Annotated in this window: 2 protein-coding genes; both read left to right on the plus strand. The window is 33.5% G+C overall.

Annotated features, from left to right (window positions below; genetic code table 11):
* Positions 1-201, plus strand: a 201-nt coding sequence (locus FB586_RS19855; protein ID WP_136520849.1) for a hypothetical protein, incomplete at its 5' end; no start/stop codon positions are given.
* A gap of 184 nt (positions 202-385) precedes the next feature.
* Positions 386-609, plus strand: a 224-nt coding sequence (locus tag FB586_RS18640) for a hypothetical protein (protein ID WP_442319899.1), incomplete at its 3' end; no start/stop codon positions are given.

Below are 609 nucleotides of genomic sequence, written 5' to 3' on the forward strand. Positions count from 1 at the left end.
GTCCAAGTCGGGCAACTTAACCTCGTTTTTGGTCTGTTCGGCTTGGCGAAAGCTAAAAACCAGCCGAATTTCGGAATGCAATGGAAAAAAGGTGGAGATTTTTTGAGTGGGTTTCTCAAAAAATACTACCTGCCCATTGCGTGGAGAAAAACCCTATTAGGAGATATAGAAAGGGAACGTAAGAGAAGCCTTGATATATAAGGGTTTCAGAGTTTAATAGGTATCATAGTGTGATACCTATAGGTAACATAGCTTGTGATACCTATTTGTAGAAGAATATAACAAATTTGTCTTTACATATATCAGGTCATGTTATAGGATATAACAAAGATTATACATATAGGTATCATAGTGTGATACCTTCTTGCAAAAAAGGGGTGGAAAAATGGACAAGAACTCCCAAGAAAAAATCACTATAGAATTAAACGCGGATGAATTTAAAAAACTTCAAAAATTATTAGAACTAGATGAAAAAAATGAACAAGATCAACAGAAAAAAGAAAGTGAAAAAAAGAATCTTAATTTCATTCAACTTTATCGAGATAACATGCCAGAACTAAGATGGTTAATGGCAAACCACAATTTCGCTAGTTCTCTTTTATTTTTCAT

The sequence above is a fragment of the Cellulomonas telluris genome (genome assembly GCF_004886325.1).
Taxonomy (GTDB): Bacteria; Actinomycetota; Actinomycetes; order Actinomycetales; family Cellulomonadaceae; genus Cellulomonas; species Cellulomonas telluris.